Origin of the sequence: Nonomuraea sp. NPDC005692, from assembly GCF_040631115.1 — a bacterium.
Lineage (GTDB): Bacteria > Actinomycetota > Actinomycetes > Streptosporangiales > Streptosporangiaceae > Nonomuraea.
In genome coordinates this window covers 436,664-449,070 of record NZ_JBEXYU010000004.1, presented here as the reverse complement: position 1 = coordinate 449,070, position 12,407 = coordinate 436,664, and the positions used below count along the sequence as shown (strand labels likewise).

11 protein-coding genes are annotated in these 12,407 nt (G+C 72.4%); 3 read left to right on the top strand and 8 right to left on the bottom strand.

Annotated elements, in window-relative coordinates:
* Nucleotides 1-6 precede the first annotated feature (6 nt).
* Nucleotides 7-1,380: a cytochrome ubiquinol oxidase subunit I gene (locus ABZ459_RS12705; protein ID WP_352326394.1), complete on the bottom strand. Its 1,374-nt coding sequence runs from the start codon at nucleotides 1,378-1,380 to the stop codon at nucleotides 7-9.
* A 110-nt stretch (nucleotides 1,381-1,490) separates the two neighbouring features.
* On the opposite strand from ABZ459_RS12705, the gene ABZ459_RS12700 reads away from it, so the two are divergent.
* Entirely contained in the window at nucleotides 1,491-2,183 is a 693-nt protein-coding gene (locus tag ABZ459_RS12700) for a pyridoxamine 5'-phosphate oxidase family protein (RefSeq protein WP_357969512.1), read from the top strand.
* A gap of 16 nt (nucleotides 2,184-2,199) precedes the next feature.
* Here ABZ459_RS12700 and ABZ459_RS12695 read toward each other — a convergent pair whose 3' ends face one another.
* From ABZ459_RS12695 to ABZ459_RS12670, 6 genes are read right to left on the bottom strand one after another with little or no spacing between them, the layout of a single operon-like run.
* Nucleotides 2,200-2,991: a universal stress protein gene (locus tag ABZ459_RS12695; protein ID WP_357969510.1), complete on the bottom strand. Its 792-nt coding sequence runs from the start codon at nucleotides 2,989-2,991 to the stop codon at nucleotides 2,200-2,202.
* A 28-nt stretch (nucleotides 2,992-3,019) separates the two neighbouring features.
* On the bottom strand, nucleotides 3,020-3,244 hold the full coding sequence (locus ABZ459_RS12690) for a hypothetical protein (protein ID WP_357969507.1): 225 nt from the start codon (nucleotides 3,242-3,244) through the stop codon (nucleotides 3,020-3,022).
* 32 nt (nucleotides 3,245-3,276) lie between these two features.
* Nucleotides 3,277-3,963 carry a respiratory nitrate reductase subunit gamma gene (gene narI / locus ABZ459_RS12685; RefSeq protein WP_357969505.1) on the bottom strand — a complete coding sequence of 229 codons (687 nt, stop codon included), beginning with the start codon at nucleotides 3,961-3,963 and terminating at the stop codon, nucleotides 3,277-3,279.
* Complete coding sequence (gene narJ, locus ABZ459_RS12680; protein WP_357969502.1) at nucleotides 3,960-4,622, bottom strand: nitrate reductase molybdenum cofactor assembly chaperone; 663 nt, start codon at nucleotides 4,620-4,622, stop codon at nucleotides 3,960-3,962. The genes narI and narJ overlap by 4 nt, the downstream gene beginning before the upstream one ends.
* Complete coding sequence (gene narH / locus ABZ459_RS12675; RefSeq protein ID WP_357969499.1) at nucleotides 4,619-6,169, bottom strand: nitrate reductase subunit beta; 1,551 nt, start codon at nucleotides 6,167-6,169, stop codon at nucleotides 4,619-4,621. Before narH ends, narJ begins: the two co-directional genes overlap by 4 nt.
* Entirely contained in the window at nucleotides 6,169-9,810 is a 3,642-nt protein-coding gene (locus ABZ459_RS12670) for a nitrate reductase subunit alpha (RefSeq protein ID WP_357969668.1), read from the bottom strand. Before ABZ459_RS12670 ends, narH begins: the two co-directional genes overlap by 1 nt.
* A 188-nt stretch (nucleotides 9,811-9,998) precedes the next feature.
* On the opposite strand from ABZ459_RS12670, the gene ABZ459_RS12665 reads away from it, so the two are divergent.
* Both ABZ459_RS12665 and ABZ459_RS12660 read left to right on the top strand, forming a co-directional pair.
* Complete coding sequence (locus ABZ459_RS12665; RefSeq protein WP_357969496.1) at nucleotides 9,999-10,640, top strand: response regulator transcription factor; 642 nt, start codon at nucleotides 9,999-10,001, stop codon at nucleotides 10,638-10,640.
* Between the two features lie 65 nt (nucleotides 10,641-10,705).
* On the top strand, nucleotides 10,706-11,113 hold the full coding sequence (locus tag ABZ459_RS12660) for a pyridoxamine 5'-phosphate oxidase family protein (protein WP_357969495.1): 408 nt from the start codon (nucleotides 10,706-10,708) through the stop codon (nucleotides 11,111-11,113).
* 69 nt (nucleotides 11,114-11,182) lie between these two features.
* Here ABZ459_RS12660 and ABZ459_RS12655 read toward each other — a convergent pair whose 3' ends face one another.
* Entirely contained in the window at nucleotides 11,183-12,406 is a 1,224-nt protein-coding gene (locus ABZ459_RS12655) for an MFS transporter (protein WP_357969492.1), read from the bottom strand.
* Nucleotide 12,407 lies beyond the last annotated feature (1 nt).

The following is a 12,407-nucleotide window of genomic DNA, read 5'->3' as shown; positions in this document are numbered from 1 at the left end:
ATTTCCTCAGTAGCTCAGCGCGGGGACGGCGGTCTCGGGCTCGTCCTGCTCGTTCGGCCCGATCCGGATGAACTTGACCAGCAGCCGGATCTCGATGATCGCGAGCACGGCGTAGGCCAGGGTGAAGCCGACCAGCGTGATGGCCACCGAGGGGACGTCCGCCGTCGGCGAGACGGCGTAGGCGGTGCGCATCAGCCCGAAGACGGTCCACGGCTGGCGGCCCATCTCGGTGAAGATCCAGCCCATGCTGTTGGCCAGGAACGGCAGGCCGATCCCGGCGATGGCCAGCCGGTAGGCCCAGCGGCCCGCGGGCAGCCGGCCGCGTCTGGTCAGCCAGAGCCCGGCCAGGGCGAGCAGCGCCGACAGCATGCCGAACCCGATCATCAGCCGGAAGGACCAGTAGGCCAGGCCGACGATCGGCCGGTAGTCGCCGGGGCCGTACAGGGCCTGGTAGCGGGCCTGGATGTCGTTGATGCCCTCGACCTCGCCGTCCAGGGTGTTGGTGGACAGCAGGCTCAGGCCGTACGGGATCTGCAGGTTGACGTGGTTGCGGCCGTTCTCGACGTCGCCGATGGCGAACAGGGAGAAGCCGGCGGAGGTCTCGTCCTCCCACAGGGCCTCGGCGGCGGCCATCTTCATCGGCTGCTGCTCGGTCATGATCTGGGCCTGCCAGTGGCCGGAGAACGACACCCCGACCGCCGAGACCAGGCTGACGGCCAGCGCCAGCCGGGCCGAGGTGCGGAAGAGGGAGACGTCCCGCTTGCGCAGCAGGAACCAGGCGCTGACGCCCAGCACGAACGCGGCCGCGGTCAGGAACGCACCGAACAGGACGTGCGGGAAGGTGACCAGCGTGGTCGAGTTGGTCAGGACGGCCCAGATGTCGGTCAGCTCGGCGCGGCCGTTGTTGATCCGGTAGCCGACGGGGTGCTGCATCCAGGAGTTGGCCGCCAGGATGAAGTAGGCCGAGATGTTGGTGCCGATGGCGGCCAGCCAGATCGTGGCCAGGTGCAGCCGGGGCGACAGCCGGTCCCAGCCGAAGATCCACAGGCCGAGGAAGGTGGACTCCAGGAAGAAGGCCATCAGCCCTTCCATGGCCAGGGGCGCGCCGAACACGTCGCCGACGAAGCGGGAGTAGTCACTCCAGTTCATCCCGAACTGGAACTCCTGCACGATGCCCGTGACCACGCCCATGGCGAAGTTGATCAGGAACAGCCGGCCCCAGAACCGGGTCAGCCGCAGGTACTCCGGCTTCTTCGTCCGGTGCCACGCCGTCTGCAGGCCGGCCACGATGATCGACAGGCCGATCGTGAGCGGCACGAAGAGGAAGTGGTAGACGGTCGTGATGCCGAACTGCCACCGGGAAAGATCCAGGACATCCATGCAGGCCAGGCTCCTCCTCCCGGCCGCCGCGCCGTAGGGCCGTGCGTCCCCGGGGGGAGGGACGTTGGTCCCACGAAGGGGCGAAAGACCCTGTCCGGGGTACGGGCCGCGTGGGTAGCTTCGTCACGCGCGACGTCCACGAGCAGGAGGAGACAGTGACAGGGACCGGCGACTTCGGCCACCGCATCCAGTACCACCGGCAGCGGCTGGGGCTCACCGTCGAGCAGGTGGCGGAACGGGCGGACATGTCCGCCGGCTACCTCCGGTACATGGAGGAGCACGTGGACATCCCGGACAGGGGGACCCTGAACCGCCTGGCCGACGCGCTCGGCACCACCGGCCAGGATCTGCTGGGCGGCGGGCGCGACCGTCCGCCGGGCGTCGGGCCCGCGATGGCCGAGCCCGTCCTGGAGGTCCTCGAACGCGAGGAGTGCCTGCGCCTGATCGCGTCCGGCGGCATCGGCCGGATCGCGTTCAACGGCTCGCACGGGCCGACGGTGCTGCCCGTCAACTTCCGCGTGCACGACGGCGCCATCGTCTTCCGCACCGCCGCGGGCGGCCCGCTCGACCAGGACCTGCGGACCGGACTGGAGGGCGTCGAGGTCATGGTGGGCTTCGAGGTGGACCGGATCGACGAGGCCCGGCGGCAGGGGTGGAGCGTGCTCGTGCAGGGGCCCGCCCACCACGTGACCCCGGACGAGCGGGCCGAGCCGGATGTCACCCCGTGGGCGGGCGGCGACCGGCGGCTGCACATCCGGATCGTCCCCCACCACGTCACCGGCCGGCGCATCCACTCCATGTGAGAAGTGGGGCCAGGAGCTAGAAGCGGGGCCGGACGACCGCCACCGTGCAGGCCGCGTGGTTCAGCACCCCGTGGCCGACCGAGCCCAGCACGGCCGAGGCGAACCCGCCGAGCCCGCGCGAGCCCACCACCACCAGGTCGGCCGTCCCGGCGGCGCGGACCAGGGCGGAGACCGGGTGCTCGCACGGCTGTTCCTCGGTGATGACCAGGTCGGGGTTGGCCCGCCGCCACGGGACGACGTGCCCGTGCGCCTGACGGTCGGCGTCCTGCATGACCTCGATGAGGCTGCCGTAGGCGGCGGCGTACGGCGAGGAGACCGGGATCTGCCAGGCCGAGACCACGTGCAGCCGGGCCCGGCGCGCCCTGGCCTGCTCGACGGCGTACTCCATGGCCGCCCGCGCGTGCTCGGAGCCGTCGAAGCCGACCACCACCCGGTCGTGCCGCCCCTGCGGCGGCGTCCGGACGACGACGACCGGGCCGGCGGCGTGCCCGGCCACGGCGACGCTCACCGACCCGGCCGACATGCCGGTGAACCCGCCGAGCCCGCGCGCGCCCAGCACCAGGCTGTCGGCCGCCGGCGACTCCGCGACCAATGTGTCCACGACGTTCCCGGTGAGCGCCTCCGTCGTCACCCCGGCCTGTCCGGCCAGGGCGGCGGCGGCCTCCAGTACGCGGGCGGAACCGTCCGCCCGGCGCACGTGCACGATCCGCAGGTCCAGCCCGCGCCGCGCGGCGTCGGCCGCCGCCCATTCCACCGCCGCGGTCGCGGGCGCGGATCCGTCCACCGCCACCACGATCTGACCGCCCATCACGTCTCTCCTTCCCGGGCTCGCGCCCTCAGGTCCGCGGCCGGTCCGCCGGCGTCCCGGCGAGGGCCGGCGCGCACGACGCCGGGCCGTCCGCGCAGGGGACGTCGCCGACCGGCCTGATCAGCTGTCCGCGCCGGTCCATCCGGATCTCGACGCGTGCCGTGCTCTCCTGGGCGGCCGTGACCGGGCCGGCCGCCACCAGCGCCGCGCCGGCGGCGGCCAGCAGCGCCACCGCCACCCTGGCGACGCTCATCCGCGTGCCCCTCCCCCTTCGGCGGGCGCCGGTCAGCGCGACCGGACGGGCACGCGCCGCCGGTAGACGACGTAGGGCCGCCACAGGTACGCCACCGGCGCCGACCACACGTGCACCAGCCGGGTGAACGGCCAGATCGCCGCCAGCAGCCAGGCCGACATCGCGTGCAGCTGGAACAGCAGCGGCACGTCGGCCATCAGCCGCGGGTCGGGACGGAAGGTCAGCACGCCCCGGAACCAGACGGCGATCGTGGCCCGGTAGTCGTAGCCGCCGCCGAGCAGGTTGCTGCCCACGGTCGCGGCCATGCCCAGCACGATCACCACGGCCAGCACGGTGAACAGCACCTTGTCGGCGCGGGTGGTGGTGCGCCGCACCCGCGGGCTGGTCAGGCGCCGGGCCAGCAGCAGCGCCAGGCCCGCGACGACCATGACCCCGGCCACGGTCCCGGCGCTCACCGACACCAGGTGGTAGAGGTGCTCGTCCACGCCGACGGCCTCGGTCCAGCTCTTGGGGACGAGCAGACCGAGCACGTGACCGCCGATGGCCGCGAACGCGCCCAGGTGGAACAGCGGCGAGCCGAGCCGCAGCAGCCTGCTCTCCAGCACCTGCGTGGTACGGGTGGTCCAGCCGAACTGGTCCACCCGCCAGCGCCAGACGTGCCCGGCGACGAAGATCGTCAAAGCGACATAGGGGACGATCGCCCAGAGCACGACGCTCACGGCCGTACCTCACTCTCGTTCAGCGGCGGCCCGTACGGGGCCAGGCCGACCTCCTCGGCGGGCGGGCCGGCCAGGGCGAGGTCGGCCACCGCGGCCCGCTCGGCCTCCGACATGCCGGGCAGCACCGCGCACAGGGCGTCCAGCACGAGCGCGTACGGCGAGCCGGTCTCGTGCAGGGCGGTGCGGATGAGCTCCAGCCCCTTGCGGTGCTGGCGCAGCGGCGCCTCCCCCACGTCCGGCCCGGCCAGCGCGGCGAACTCGCACACCACCGGCAGGAAGTCGGGCAGCTCGCCCTCGGGCGGGGTGAGCCCGGCCACCCGGTAGCGCTGCTTGAGCGTCAGCAGGGCCATGCCCCGGCGGCGGGTGTCGCCGTGCAGGTAGTAGGTGAGGTAGAGGCTGGACTTGCGGCGCAGGTCGAAGGTCTCGACGTAGTGGCGGGCCAGCGGCATGGGCTGCCGGTCGCCGAACCACCACAGGAACTGCTCCAGCGCCTGGCGCGGATGCCCGTCGGGCAGCGCGGCGACGGCCTTGCGCAGCTCGGGGCGGGCGGCCAGCAGCCCGGCGTCCGGGTACTGCAGCAGCAGCGAGACCAGCCGGAGCAGCGCGGCGCGGTCCTGCGGCCGTTCGACGACGGTGTCGGGGGCGGGCAGCAGTCTCATGACGCCGGCCCCTTGCCGGTGAACAGCTTCAGGCCCAGGCGTCCGTCGCTGCGGCGGCCGGTCACGCCGGTCGGGTGGAACTCGCTCATGCCGGGGCCGCCGTCGCCGTCCAGGCTGCACCCGGCGGCCTGGGCCGACAACGCGGCGGCGTCCTCGCGGTGGGCGGCGGGCACGACGTAGCGCTCCTCGTACTTGGCGACGGCCAGCAGGCGGTACATCTCCTCCATGTCCCGCGCCGTCATCCCGGCCGACTCCAGCAGGTCCTCGGCCACGGTGCCGTCGACGGTGCGGGCCCGCATGTAGCCGCGCATCGCCGACAGCTTCATCAGCACCCCGGCCACCACCTCGGTGTCCCCGGCGCTGAACAGCCCGGCCAGGTACTCCAGCGGGATGCGCAGGTCGGTGATGGCGTGGAAGACGTTGTCGGGGTCGTCGGCGTCCGCGCCGGCGCCGGTCACCGCGTCGAGCACCGGCGACAGCGGCGGGATGTACCAGACCATCGGCAGCGTGCGGTACTCCGGGTGCAGCGGCAGCGCCACCCGGTAGCGCATGGCCAGCCGGTAGATCGGCGAGCGCCGCGCGGCCTCGATCCAGTCCTCGCTGATCCCGGACGCGCGGGCGGCGGCGGCCACCTGCGGGTCGTCGGGGTCGAGGAACACCTTGCGCTGGGCCTCCAGCAGGTCGCGCGGGTCGGGCACGCGGGCGGCGGCCAGCACGGCGTCGGCGTCGTACAGGACGAGGCCGATGTAGCGCAGCCGGCCCACGCAGGTCTCGGCGCACACGGTCGGCTGTCCCGCCTCGATGCGGGGGAAGCAGAACGTGCACTTCTCGGCCTTGCCGGTCTTGTGGTTGACGTACACCTTCTTGTACGGGCACGACGAGACGCACATGCGCCAGCCGCGGCAGCGGTCCTGGTCCACCAGGACGATGCCGTCCTCCTCCCGCTTGTACATCGCGCCGGAGGGGCAGGCGGCCACGCACGCCGGGTTGAGGCAGTGCTCGCAGATGCGCGGCAGGTGGAACATGAAGGTCTGGTCGAACTCCATGCGCACCTTCTCGGCCATGGCCGCCAGGTTGGGGTCGCCGTGGGCGTGCTCGGGGGCGCCGCCGAGGTCGTCCTCCCAGTTCGCGCCCCACGTGATGTTCATGTCCTTGCCGGTGATGGCCGACTTGGGACGGATGACCGGCACGTGCGGCCCGGCGGGGGCGTTGAGCAGGGTGTCGTAGTCGTAGGTGGCCGGCTCGTAGTAGTCGTCCAGGTCCGGCAGGTCGGGGTTGGAGAACAGGCTGAGCAGCCGCTTGACCCGGCCGCCCGCGCGCAGCTTGAGCCGGCCGCGCCCGTCGAGCTGCCAGCCGCCGTGCCAGCGTTCCTGGTCCTCGTACCGCTTGGGGTAGCCGACGCCGGGCTTGGTCTCGACGTTGTTGAACCAGACGTACTCGACGCCGTCCCGGTTGGTCCAGGTCTGCTTGCAGGTGACGGAACAGGTGTGGCAGCCGATGCACTTGTCCAGGTTCATCACCATGGCGACCTGTGCCATGACGCGCATCAGTAGGTCACCTCCTGGCCGCGGCGGCGGATCACCGTGATCTCGTCACGCTGGTTGCCGGTCGGCCCGTAGTAGTTGAAGGCGTAGGTGAACTGCGCGTACCCGCCGATGAGGTGGCTGGGCTTGAGCAGCAGCCGGGTGAGGGAGTTGTGCACGCCGCCGCGCCGGCCCGACCGCTCGGTGAGCGGGACGTTCACGTTGCGGTCCTTGGCGTGGTACATGTACACGGTCCCGGCCGGCATCCGGTGGGAGACGACCGCCCTGGCCACGACCACGCCGTTGCGGTTGTACGCCTCGATCCAGTCGTTGTCGGCGGCCCCGATCGAGGCGGCGTCCTCGACGCTCATCCAGATCGTCGGCCCGCCCCGCGACAGGGCCAGCATGTACGCGTTGTCCTGGTACTCGGAGTGGATCGACCACTTCGAGTGCGGCGTCAGGTACCGCACGGTGACCTCGGCGCCCTGCCCATCAGCCAGCCCGTCGCGCTGGTCGCCGTGGTGGCGGCGCAGGTCGAGCGGCGGCCGGTAGGCGGGAAGCTGCTCGCCCAGCTCGATGATCCAGTCGTGGTCGAGGAAGAACTGCTGCCGGCCGGTCAGGGTGTGCCAGGGTTTGTCGCGTTCGACGTTGATGACGAAGGCGGAGTAGCGGCGCCCGCCGGTCTCCGAGCCGGACCACTCGGGCGAGGTGATCACCGGCTGCGGCCTCGACCGCGTGTCGGCGAACGTGATGCGCTTGCCCTCGTGCTCGGCGGCCAGGTCGGCGAGCCTGGTCCCGGTGCGCTTCTCCATGGTCTCGAAGCCCTGGGTGGCCAGGCGGCCGTTGGTGGTGCCGGACAGCGTGAGGATGGCCTCGCACATCCGGTCGGCGGTGCCGAGGGAGATGTGGCCCTCGGGGGTCAGGCCGTTCTGCTCGCGCAGGTAGTCCAGCTCGGGGCCCACCTGGTAGGTGATGCCCTTGGTGGTCAGGCCGAGGTCGGCGAACAGCGGCCCGATCCCGCGGACGCGCTCGGCGACGGCGCCGTAGTCGCGCTCGACCGTGATGATCTTGGGCATCGTCCGGCCCGGGACGGGCTCGCACTCGCCGTGCTTCCAGTCGCGCACCCGGCCGCCCGGCTGGGCCAGCTCGTCCGGGGTGTCGTGGGTGAGCGGCACGGCCAGCACGTCGGTGCGCCTGCCCAGGTGGCGGGCGGCCAGCTCGGAGAAGGCGTCGGCCAGCCCGAGGAAGGCGTCGTGGTCGGACCTGGTCTGCCAGGGCGGGGCGATGGCCGGGTTGAAGGCGTGCACGAACGGGTGCATGTCGGTGCTGGACAGGTCGTGCTTCTCGTACCAGGTGGCGGCGGGCAGGACCACGTCGGAGAACAGCGCCGTGGACGTCATCCGGAAGTCGATCGTCGTCAGCAGGTCGAGCTTGCCCTCGGCGGCGTTCTCCCGCCAGGTCACCTCGGCCGGGCGCAGCCCCTCGGGCGTCTCCTCGTTGCGCGCCTCGGCGTCGGCGCCGAGCAGGTGGCGCAGGAAGTACTCGTTGCCCTTGCCGGACGAGCCGAGCAGGTTGGCCCGCCACACGGTCAGCACCCGCGGGAAGTTGGCCGGGTCGCCCGGGTCCTCGGCGGCGAAGCGCAGCCGGCCCGCCTTCAGCTCGTCCACCACGTGCTCGGCCACCGGGACGCCGCGCGCGGCGGCCTCGTCGGCGAGCTTGAGCGGGTTGCGGTCGAACGTCGGGTGCGAGGGCAGCCAGCCCATCCGGGCCGCCTGGGCGTTGCAGTCGGCGAACGAGCGGCCCGCGAACCTGCCCTCGCCCAGCGGGCTGGCCAGCTCGCCGGCCCCGAAGCTCTCGTAGCGCCACTGGTCGGTGGCCAGGTACCAGAACGCGGTGCCGGCCATGTGCCGGGTCGGGCGCTGCCAGTCGAAGCCGAAGGCCAGGTGCTGGAAGCCGGTGACCGGGCGGACCTTCTCCTGGCCCACGTAGTGCGCCCAGCCGCCGCCGTTGACGCCCTGGCAGCCGGTCAGCAGCACCAGCGTCAGGAAGGAGCGGTAGATCTGGTCGGAGTGGAACCAGTGGTTGGTGCCGGCGCCCATCGCGATCATCGACCGGCCCTCGGTGCGCTCGGCGTTGCGGGCGAACTCGCGGGCGATCCTGGCGATCGTGGCGGCCGGGACCGAGGTGATCTCCTCCGCCCAGGCCGGGGTGTAGGGCTGCGTGGCGTCCTCGTAGCTCGCCGGCCACTCGCCGGGCAGGTCGCGGGCCACGCCGTACTGGGCCATGAGCAGGTCGAACACGGTCGTGACGAGCTTGCCGGCCATCTCGGTGACCGGGACGCCGCGGCGCATGACCGAGCCGCCCTCGGTGGGGCCCTCGTCGAAGCGCGGCAGGTCCACCTCGACCGCGCGCCCGGACCGGCCGAGCAGGGTCAGCGCGGGGACGGCGCCGTCCAGGTCGAGGTTCCAGCGGCCCTCGCCCTCCTGGCCCCAGCGGTGGCCGAGCGAGCCGTTCGGCACCCGCGCCGCGCCGGTCGTCTCGTCCAGGAAGACGGTCTTGAACTCGGCGTTCTCGCTCTCCTGGCCCAGGTCGGCGGCGGTCAGGAAGCGGCGCGGCACGTACGCGTCGCCGCGCGGCTCCAGCGTCACCAGGAACGGCAGGTCGGTGTACTTGCGCACGTAGTCGGTGAAGTACGGAACCTGGCGGTCGCGGAAGAACTCGGTCAGCGTCACGTGGCCCATCGCCATGGCCAGGGCGCCGTCGGTGCCCGGGTGCGGCGCGAGCCAGTCGTCGGCGAACTTGACGTTGTCGGCGTAGTCCGGGCTGACCGCGACGACCTTGGTGCCCTGGTAGCGGGCCTCGGTCATGAAGTGGGCGTCCGGCGTGCGGGTGACCGGGATGTTGGAGCCCCACATGATCAGGTAGCGGGAGTTCCACCAGTCGGCCGCCTCGGGCACGTCGGTCTGGTCGCCCCACACCTGCGGCGAGGCGATCGGCAGGTCGGCGTACCAGTCGTAGAACGACAGCAGCGTGCCGCCGATCATCGACAGGAAGCGGGTGCCGGCCGCGAACGAGGCCATCGACATCGCCGGGATCGGCGAGAAGCCCACCACCCGGTCGGGGCCGTAGTCCTTGATGGTGTGCACGTGGGCGGCGGCCATGAGCTCGAGGACCTCCTCCCAGCTCGACCGGACGAACCCGCCCTTGCCGCGGGCCCGCTTGTAGGCCCGCGCGCGCTCCGGGTCGCCGGTCAGCTCCGCCCACGCCAGCACGGGGTCGCCCAGCCTGGCCTTGGCCTCGCGCCACATCTCCAGCAGCACGCCGCGCACGTACGGGTAGCGCACCCGCGAGGGCGAGTAGGTGTACCAGGAGAAGGAGGCGCCACGGGGACAGCCGCGCGGCTCGTACTCGGGCGACTCCGGGCCGACCGACGGGTAGTCGGTGGCCTGGTGCTCCCACGTGATCAGGCCGTCCTTGACGAACACCTGCCAGGAGCACGAGCCCGTGCAGTTCACGCCGTGCGTCGAGCGCACCACCTTGTCGTGCGCCCACCGGTCCCGGTAGAAGCGGTCCCAGGCGCCGGGATCGATCTGGTGCAGGGTGCGGCCGTCGGCCGACACCTCCGCCCTGGTGAAGAACTTCCTCGCCGCCAGCAACGGCCCCATGCCCGGGATCGCGTCTATGTCGCTCACAACTTTTCCCCTGCCACAACGGTCATGGCTCCAGGCTGGTGGGCAGGCATGCGCTCCCGGCAGGGACCAAAGTCCCTTCGTACCGGCCGATGGGCCCACGACCGGCGGGCGAGGACCTTGGTCCCTACTTCCGGGTGACGGGAGGCGGTAGCGTCGGAGTCATGATTCGTGTGTTCCTTCTCGACGATCACGAGGTCGTGCGGCGTGGCGTGGCCGCTCTGCTGGGCTCCGAGGACGACATCGAGGTGATCGGCGAGGCCGGGACCGCCGAGTCGGCGATCGCCCGCATCCCGGCTCTGAAGCCCGACGTCGCGGTGCTCGACGTGCGCCTGCCCGACGGCAACGGCGTCGACGTGTGCCGCGAGGTGCGCTCGAAGCTGCCGGGGCTGGCCTGCCTCATGCTGACCTCGTTCGCCGACGACGACGCCCTGTTCGACGCGGTGATGGCCGGCGCCTCGGGCTACGTGCTCAAGCAGATCCACGGCTCCGACCTGGTCGGCGCGGTGCGCACGGTGGCCTCCGGGCAGTCGCTGCTCGACCCGCAGACCACCGCCGCCATGTTGCAGCGCCTGCGCGACCAGGCCGCCCGGCAGGACCCGCTGGCGGCGCTGTCGGAGCAGGAGCGGCACATCCTCGACCTGATCGGCGAGGGGCTGACCAACCGGCAGATCGGCGAGCGCATGTTCCTGGCCGAGAAGACGGTCAAGAACTACGTGTCCAACCTGCTGGCCAAGCTCAACATGCAGCGCCGGACGCAGGCCGCCGCGCTGTCGGCGCGGTTGCGGGCCGACCGGCGCGACTGAGCGTCCCCCGCATTGGGACTTTCGCCTCTGACGCCGGGAACGTACCTGGTGGGAGGCTGAGAAGCATGCAACTCGATTCGTCCGGGCTCCAGGTGCTCTCCCGTGAGGAGTGCCTGCGCCTGCTGTCGTCCACGCCGATCGGGCGGATCGTCTTCACCGATCGCGCCCTGCCGGCCGTGCAGCCGGTCAACTTCTGCCTCGACGGCGAGCGCGTCGTCATCCGCACCTCGATCGGGTCGAAGCTGGCCGCGGCCACCCGGCACGCCGTGGTGGCGTTCGAGGCCGACGAGTTCGATCCCGCGATGCGCACCGGCTGGTCGGTGACGGCGGTCGGGCACGCGCGGGCGGTGACCGATCCGGCCGAGATGGCCCGGCTGGCCGCGCTGCCCCTGTCCCCGTGGGCTCCGGGCAGCCGTGACCACTACATCGTGGTCGACGCCGAGCAGGTGTCCGGCCGCCGGATCGGTGAGTGACGTACCGTTAAGACGCTTTTGTGCGGGGCCCGGCCGATGGCCGGGCCCCGCTCCTTTCGCGGGATGCGGTCAGCGTGAGCCGACCGGACCGGCCACGCGGCGGGCGGTCAGCGCGCGGACCGCGGTCACCGTCAGGGCCAGGGTGAGCACGGCGGTGGCCGCCAGCAGGGCCAGGCCGAGGCCGTACGAGCCGAGCCGGCCGTACAGGAAGCCCATCACCAGCGGCGGGACGAACCCGCCGAGCCCGCCGGCGGCGCCGACCAGGCCGGTGACCGTGCCGACCTTGTCGGCCGGGGCGACCTGCGCGACGAGCGCGAAGGTGGCGCCGCTGCCGGCGCCGAGCGCGGCGGCCATGGTCAGGAACGCGATCGTGCCGACCGGCATGAGGCCGGGGGTGAGCGCCTGCACGCCCGCCGTGACGGCGGTGACGACGAACACGCCGGTCAGCACGGGCACCGGGCCGACGCGGTCCGACAGCCAGCCGCCGATCGGCCGCGCCAGCACGGCCAGGACGACGAACCCGGCCATCCGGTTGGCGGCGTCGGCCTGCTCCAGCCCGTAGCCGGTCTGCAGGTAGGCGGGCAGGTAGACCGAGAAGGCGACGTAACCGCCGAAGGCGACCGCGTACAGCACGCACGCCTGCCAGGTGATCGGCAGCCTGAGCGCGGCGGCCATGCGCGCCCCGAGCGGCTGGGCGACGACGGTGCGGCCGGGCGCGTCGCGCAGCACCAGCCACGCCACGACCGCGTACGCGGCCAGCACGACGGCGGTGATGAGGAACGGCACGGCGGCACCGCCGGCGCGGACCAGGGGGACGGTGGTCAGCGCGCTGATCGCGGTGCCGCCCATCCCGGCGCCGAAGATGCCGACGGCCAGGCCGCGCCGGTTCGGCGGGAACCAGGCGTTGACGAACGGCACCCCGACGGCGAACACGGTGCCGCCGACACCGAGGAAGAACCCGCCGATCAGCAGCGAGACCATCGACGTCTGCCCGAACAGGCCGACGAACAGGACGGGGACGATGGTGGCCGCCGAGACCAGCGGGAACATCACCCGCCCGCCGAACCTGTCGGTGAGCGCGCCGACCGGGATGCGGCCCAGCGACCCCACGATCACCGGTACGGCCACCAGCAGCGCCTGCTGCCCGGCCGACAGCCCGAGCAGTTCCTTGAAACGCGGCCCGAGCGGACTGAGCAGGGCCCAGGCCCAGAAGTTCACCGCGAAGCCCAGGGTCGCCAGGGTGAGCATCAACGCTGGGCTGCGGCCGGGGGTGGTGGCCGGTGCGTTCGTCATG

What these genes read in the sequence shown, in the direction of transcription:
- ABZ459_RS12705 (WP_352326394.1), bottom strand. Translation starts at nt 1,380, where the DNA reads ATGGATGTCCTGGATCTTTCCCGGTGGCAGTTCGGCATCACGACCGTC.
- ABZ459_RS12695 (WP_357969510.1), bottom strand. Translation starts at nt 2,991, where the DNA reads ATGGGCGGTCAGATCGTGGTGGCGGTGGACGGATCCGCGCCCGCGACC.
- ABZ459_RS12690 (WP_357969507.1), bottom strand. Translation starts at nt 3,244, where the DNA reads ATGAGCGTCGCCAGGGTGGCGGTGGCGCTGCTGGCCGCCGCCGGCGCG.
- narJ (WP_357969502.1), bottom strand. Translation starts at nt 4,622, where the DNA reads ATGAGACTGCTGCCCGCCCCCGACACCGTCGTCGAACGGCCGCAGGAC.
- narH (WP_357969499.1), bottom strand. Translation starts at nt 6,169, where the DNA reads ATGCGCGTCATGGCACAGGTCGCCATGGTGATGAACCTGGACAAGTGC.
- ABZ459_RS12670 (WP_357969668.1), bottom strand. Translation starts at nt 9,810, where the DNA reads ATGGGGCCGTTGCTGGCGGCGAGGAAGTTCTTCACCAGGGCGGAGGTG.
- ABZ459_RS12665 (WP_357969496.1), top strand. Translation starts at nt 9,999, where the DNA reads ATGATTCGTGTGTTCCTTCTCGACGATCACGAGGTCGTGCGGCGTGGC.
- ABZ459_RS12660 (WP_357969495.1), top strand. Translation starts at nt 10,706, where the DNA reads ATGCAACTCGATTCGTCCGGGCTCCAGGTGCTCTCCCGTGAGGAGTGC.
- ABZ459_RS12655 (WP_357969492.1), bottom strand. Translation starts at nt 12,406, where the DNA reads ATGACGAACGCACCGGCCACCACCCCCGGCCGCAGCCCAGCGTTGATG.